This is a genomic window from Nocardia sp. NPDC057668, from assembly GCF_042799795.1.
Lineage (GTDB): Bacteria > Actinomycetota > Actinomycetes > Mycobacteriales > Mycobacteriaceae > Nocardia.
In genome coordinates this window covers 46,696-52,695 of the sequence record NZ_JBHVIC010000003.1, presented here as the reverse complement: position 1 = coordinate 52,695, position 6,000 = coordinate 46,696, and the positions used below count along the sequence as shown (strand labels likewise).

The following is a 6,000-nucleotide window of genomic DNA, read 5'->3' as shown; positions in this document are numbered from 1 at the left end:
GGGGGGGGGCCGTGGCGCCGCCCCCCCCGCCCCACCCCCCCCCGGGGGCCCCCCCCCCGGGGGGGGCGGCCCCCCCACCGGCGCCCTATGCTGGCACCGCGCGGGGCCCCGGGCCCCCCCCCCGGGCCCCACGGCCGTTCACCATCGAACTCAGAGCTGCTCGTGCGTGCCGATCAGCGTCGCGCGCCCGATCGCGTTCAGGAACAGATTGAACCCCAGGTACGCCGGGGACGCGTTCTCATCGACCTCGAGCCGCTCCACCCCGACCGCGTGCACGACCACGAAATACCGGTGTGCGCCGTGCCCGGCGGGCGGGAACGCGCCGGTGTACTCGGTCAGCCCCGCGTCGTTGCCCAGGGTGACCGCACCCGCGGGCAGTGTGCCGCCCGCGCTGCCCTGCCCGGTCTCGAGGCTCGTGGTCGTGACCGGGATGTTGGCCACCGCCCAGTGCCAGAATCCCGAGGCGGTCGGAGCGTCGGGATCGAACACCGTCACCGCGAAACTCTTGGTCTCGGCCGGGAATCCGGACCAGCTCAACTGCGGGGAGACATCCTTGCCCCCGGCTCCGCCCAGCGCGCTGACCTGATCCAGGTGCAGCGCCTGACCCTCGGTGATGTCGGTGGAGGTGAGCGTGAACTCGGGCAGCTGCGGCAGCGCGGCGTAGGGGTTGTACGAATAGTCGGGCACGAGAAGTCCTTTCGAGAACAATGGAGGTGCGAGTGATCAGCTGTTCAGCAGGAAGTGTTCCAGCACGCTCGTCCCGAACTCGAGCGATGCCACCGGAACCCGCTCGTCCACCCCGTGGAACAGCGCGGTGAAGTCCAGCTCCGGCGGCAGCTGCAGCGGGGCGAACCCGAAGCAGCGAACACCCAAGCGCGCGAACGCTTTCGCGTCGGTGCCGCCGGAGAGCATGTAGGGCACGGTGCGGCCCTGGGGGTCGTGGGCCAGGATCGCCTCGTTCATGGCATCGACCAGATGGCCGTCGAACGTGGTCTCGTAGGAATCGAGTTTGGTGATCCACTCGCGCTCGACATCGGGGCCGATCAGCTCGTCGACCTCCTTCTCGAACTCGGCCTGGCGCCCCGGCACCACCCGGCAGTCCACCACCGCCTCGGCGGTCTGTGGAATCACATTGGCCTTGTACCCCGCCTGCAACATGGTCGGATTGGCCGTATCGCGCAGGGTCGCGCCGATGATGCGGGAAATGGTGCCCAGCTTGGCGAGCTGGCCCTCGATGTCCGGGCTCGCCGGATCGAACTCGATACCCGACTCCTGCTGCACCGCGGCCAGGAACTCGGCCACCGAATCCGAGACCACCAGCGGGAAGGTATGGGTGCCCAGCCGGGCCACCGCCTGAGCCAGGATCGTCACCGCGTTGTCCTCGTGCAGGAACGAACCGTGACCGGCACGGGCCTTGGCGCGCAAGCGCATCCAGCCCAGTCCCTTCTCCGCGGTCTCCACCAGATACAGCCGGCGTTCGGTGCCGTCCGGGCGCGGCACGGTCAGCGAGAACCCGCCGACCTCACCGACCGCCTCGGTGATCCCCTCGAACAGATCGGGGCGATTGTCCACCAGCCAGTGCGAACCCCACTTCCCGCCGTTCTCCTCATCGGCCAGGAACGCGAACACGATGTCGCGCGGGGGCACCGTGCCCTCGATCTTGAACTGGCGGGCCACCGCCAGCATCATGCCGCACATGTCCTTCATGTCGACCGCGCCGCGGCCCCACACGTAGCCGTCCTGGACCGCCCCGGAGAACGGGTGCACGCTCCAGTCCGCGGCCTGGGCCGGCACCACATCGAGGTGCCCGTGCATCAGCAGCGCGCCCCGGCTCGAATCCGCGCCCGGCAATCGCGCGAAGACATTGCCGCGCCCGGGCGCCCCGGATTCGATGTATTCGGTGGTGTACCCGGCCTGCTGTAATTGCTCGGCCACCCAGAGCGCGCAGTCGCGCTCACCCTTGGTGGTCTCCAATTCGCCGGTGTTGGAGGTGTCGAACCGGATCAGCGCACTGACCAGGTCCACCACCTCGGAAACGGCACGGGATGCGCGAGGTTCGCCAGTTTCGGACACGTCCCCTTTCCTACCACCTCCGCGCGTGCGCGCGGACTCCCGCCACCGCGCCCGCACCCGTGCCGCCCAGGTGATCGCACCCGCGCCCAATTCGAATCAGCCCTCGCCCAAGCGATTCCGGGGGTCACCCGGATACCGCACGGCCGCGGGGACCGTGCGCGCGCCGCTGCTCGTGAGCGATGCGAGCGCGACGCCCGGCGTCCACGACCGAGGCCCGACCCGAACACACTCCCCCGATCAGCGCAGCAGCCGCAGCGTCTCGGTCAAGGTGGTCAGCAGCGATTCCAGGCGCTGATCGGCGATCCGCCGCTCGAGCAGCGGCAGCTCGAGGCGGGTGGCGGTGGCCCACAGCTCACCGATGCGCGCCTGCACATCCACATCGGTCGCCGACAGCACCCACAGCAGCGGCGGCCACAGGCGCGCGGCCTGGGCGATGGCGGGCAGCATGATCAGCGTCGGGGTGTCCAGCTCGGCCAGGCGCAACCCCGCGCGCCGGCGCACCTCGGCGGGCGTGCGCGCCAGCGGCTCGAGCACCCCGCGCCACAGCCCCAGCTCGCTGGTGCCGTCCACGGTCGCCACCAGGATCTCCGCGGTCTCCCCCAGGACCGGATTCAACGCGAGTTTGGTCAGCGCGTGCGGGCTCAGCTGGCCGATGAACCGCAGCATGTCCTCGGTCGCCCCGGCATTGATATAGGTGGCGACCAGATCACCGATCGCCGAGGGCGGCGCGACCTCGAACAGAACATCCCCGACCGCGCCCACCACATCGGGCGCACAGCGCGCGAACACCGACAGCGCCGCCAGCCGCAACTCCTTCGACCCGTCCACCACCGTGCTCAACAGCCGCGGAATCCGCCCGCCCGGACCCGAAAGCAGTTGGCGCACAATCGCGCTGATACTCTCCCCGGAATAGGCGTAGGACGCCGAGCGGATCACGCCCTCGTCGTCCTCCACCCCGCTCTCGACCGCGTCGATCAGCTCGGGGGTCGCGTACGCCAGGAACGGGCCCGCGGTCACGTAGTCGCGACGGCGCAGCAACTCGTTCACGATCTCGATCACCGGCCCCGGCGGGGCGTCGTCGGCGAGCTGGCCGACCGTGCGCGGATCCAGATACGGCGCGCAGTCCGCGGCGTAGGAGACGTTCAGGCGCAAGAGCGCGTCGATGGCCTTCTTGCGATGCAGCACCCCCACCGCCCCCGCCGCGCGCCCGGTCATCGCGGGCGGCACCACCCGCTGCACGATCGGCAGCGAGATGCTCAGCGGCACGATCGGCACCAGCGTGCTGATCCGTTCGAACATCGGCGCGTGCTGATCGAAGAGCGTGCCCGACATTCGCTGCTGCAACTCGTGCAGCCGGTGCGCGCCCAGTCGTTCCAGGTGCGCGATGCGCTCGACGGGAACGCGCAGGGTTCGCGCCAGCAGCGCCAGCTGGGCGCCGGTCACCAGATCGGTCATAGGCCGGTCCGGTTCGAAGGTCTGGAACCGAATCCGACTTCGTCCGTGGCGGACATACGTTCCCCTTTTCTCCGGCGACGCGGCCGAGCACCCCGCGATCGACCGCCCATCATAGAGGCGGGAATATCGCAAAAATCGCAAAAACCCCAGCCGTGCTGACCTTTCACAACGCGGGCCGGCCCGCCGCCGTGCGCGATGACCGCACGGGCATCGAGGGGGGCTCCCCCGGCACAGCGGCCCCTCGGCCGAATACTCCCGGCCGCACCAGGATTCGCCCCCGCCCGCCCAGCAACCGGCCGGGCGGGGCGCTCTATTCCTCCCGCAGCGCTCGCAGCGTGCGCTCGGCGACCTGCTCGACCGTGCCGTCGGCGTCGATGGTGACCACCCGGCCGGCGTAATGCTCGAGGACCGGTTCGGTCTGCGTGCGGTACAGGTGCTGGCGGTGGCGGATCACCGCCTCGGTGTCGTCGCCGCGCCCGCGCGAGAGCAGCCGGGTCAGCGCGATCTCGTCATCGAGGACCAGCTCGAGAACCCGGTCCAGTTCGCGGCCGTGCGCGGCCAGCGCGGTGTCCAGGGCGCGGGCCTGGGTGCGGTTGCGCGGGTAGCCGTCCAGCAGCGAACCCGCGCGCGCGTCCGGCTCGGACAGACGCCGGCGCACGATCTCGTTGGTGATGGTGTCCGGGACCAGGGCCCCGGTGGACAGGACTCCGGCCAGCTCACGGCCCAGCTCGGTGGACGCACCGGCCAGCGCGCGCAGCAGATCGCCGGTGGAGATGTGCGGGACGGCCAGGGTCGCGCTCAACCCCCGTGCCTGGGTGCCCTTGCCCGCCCCCGGCGGGCCCACGAGTACGACGTGCATACGGCGCGACGACCTTTCCGATCAGTGTTGCCCCGATACCCAGTGTCGCAGAACATGTTTGGATACCGGCCCGCTTGGGCCGCAACGGCCCGCGTCCCGGTGGCCGGGACTGACGTTTTCCAGTCCCGGCCGGGGCTGGTTCCGTTCGCACCCGGGGCCAACGGAAAGGACGACGCGGTCATGACCGAAGCGCGATGGGATATCGAAACCGATGTCGTGGTGGTGGGTTTCGGCGGCGCGGGCTGCGCGGCCGCCATCGCCGCGCACGACGCCGGAGCACGGGTACTGATCCTGGAGAAGATGGACGCCGACGCCGCCGGCGGCAGCACCCGGGTCTCGGGCGCGGTGTGGTTCGACAATCAGGATCCCGAACGCGCCGCGGTCTACCTGCGCAGCCTCAGCGCCGGCCTGCCCGTCCCCGAACCGGTGGTCCGGACCTGGGCGCGCGAAACCGCGCGCAACTCGGACTGGATGCGCGGGCTGGGCATCGAGGTCGGCCTGGCCGTGCCCGCGCCACCGGAATATCCGGACCTGGACGGCAGCGACGTCATGCGCGGCTGGATCGGCGTCGAGGGCGTCATGGGCGGCGGAAAGCTCTGGGCCGCACTGGCCGGAGCCGTGCGCGCCCGCGGGATCGAGGTTCGTCTCGGCGCACCCGCGCGCGAACTGATCCAGCACGCCGGTGCGGTCACCGGCATCATCGCCGCAACCGCGGACGGCGCCCTGCGGGTGCGCGCCCGGCGCGGAATCGTCCTGGCCACAGGCGGATTCGAAGGCAACCCGGACATGGTCCGCGACCACCTCGGCCTGCCCGACCCGGTCGTGTGGGGCACCCCCGCCGCCACCGGCGACGGGCACCGCATGGCCATGAAAGCCGGCGCGGACCTGTGGCACATGTCCAACATGATGACCCTGCCCGGCCTGCGCGCCCCCGGCTACACCGCCGGTTTCTACACCGCGTTCCCGCACGCGCGCGGCTACCTCTACCTCGGGCGCGACGGGCGCCGCTGCTGCAACGAAACTGTCGCCCTCGGTCACGGGCACGCCCGCATCCACGGCACCTACCAGCTGTTCCCCGTCGAACCCATGCACATCCTGTTCGACGAGGCCACCCGGCGCGCGGGCCCGATCGTGCCCGGGCGCGACGTGCTGGCGGTGAGCTGGGCCCAGCAGATCGAAGGCTACGACTGGAGCCCGGACAACGCCGTCGAAATCGGTAAGGGCTGGATCCAGCGCGCGGATACCCTCGCCGAACTCGCACCCCTGATCGGGATGGACCCCGGCGCGCTCGAGGACACCGTCGCGCGCTACAACGCCGCCTGCGCCGCGGGCAGCGACCCCGAATTCGGCCGCCACCCCCGCACCCTGATCCCCCTGACCGAGGCGCCCTACTACGCCTTCGCCTCCGCGCCCCTGCTCGCCTGGAGCAACGGCGGCCCCCGCCGCGATGAGAACGCCCGCGTCCTGGATCCTTTCGGCGCACCCATTCCCGGCCTCTACGCCGCGGGCAACATCAGCTCCACCTACTCCCGCTGCAAGGACGGCGGCTTCCACATCGCCGACGCCCTCGCCTTCGGCCGCGTCGCAGGCGCACACGCCGCCACCCACTGACC

5 protein-coding genes are annotated in these 6,000 nt (G+C 71.0%); 1 reads left to right on the top strand and 4 read right to left on the bottom strand.

Annotated elements, in window-relative coordinates:
- Positions 1 to 150: 150 nt before the first annotated feature.
- The 4 genes from ACFVBH_RS18875 to ACFVBH_RS18860 form a co-directional block, all read right to left on the bottom strand.
- Positions 151 to 687 (bottom strand): YbhB/YbcL family Raf kinase inhibitor-like protein, encoded by a 537-nt coding sequence (locus ACFVBH_RS18875; RefSeq protein WP_354991543.1) that lies wholly within the window; start codon positions 685 to 687, stop codon positions 151 to 153.
- A 36-nt stretch (positions 688 to 723) separates the two neighbouring features.
- On the bottom strand, positions 724 to 2,073 hold the full coding sequence (locus tag ACFVBH_RS18870; RefSeq protein WP_354991544.1) for a M20/M25/M40 family metallo-hydrolase: 1,350 nt from the start codon (positions 2,071 to 2,073) through the stop codon (positions 724 to 726).
- Positions 2,074 to 2,310: 237 nt separating this feature from the next.
- Positions 2,311 to 3,528: a hypothetical protein gene (locus ACFVBH_RS18865; RefSeq protein WP_354991545.1), complete on the bottom strand. Its 1,218-nt coding sequence runs from the start codon at positions 3,526 to 3,528 to the stop codon at positions 2,311 to 2,313.
- A 310-nt stretch (positions 3,529 to 3,838) separates the two neighbouring features.
- Positions 3,839 to 4,387, bottom strand: a complete 549-nt coding sequence (locus tag ACFVBH_RS18860; RefSeq protein ID WP_379002928.1) for an adenylate kinase — start codon at positions 4,385 to 4,387, stop codon at positions 3,839 to 3,841.
- 180 nt (positions 4,388 to 4,567) lie between these two features.
- Here ACFVBH_RS18860 and ACFVBH_RS18855 point away from each other — a divergent pair, with 180 nt between their 5' ends.
- A complete protein-coding gene (locus ACFVBH_RS18855; protein WP_379002926.1) occupies positions 4,568 to 5,998 on the top strand; it encodes an FAD-dependent oxidoreductase in 1,431 nt (476 codons plus the stop codon).
- Positions 5,999 to 6,000: the final 2 nt, after the last annotated feature.

Bases quoted from the DNA above. Each gene is read 5' to 3' on its own strand.
- ACFVBH_RS18865 (WP_354991545.1), bottom strand. From the start codon at position 3,528: ATGACCGATCTGGTGACCGGCGCCCAGCTGGCGCTGCTGGCGCGAACC.
- ACFVBH_RS18860 (WP_379002928.1), bottom strand. From the start codon at position 4,387: ATGCACGTCGTACTCGTGGGCCCGCCGGGGGCGGGCAAGGGCACCCAG.
- ACFVBH_RS18855 (WP_379002926.1), top strand. From the start codon at position 4,568: ATGACCGAAGCGCGATGGGATATCGAAACCGATGTCGTGGTGGTGGGT.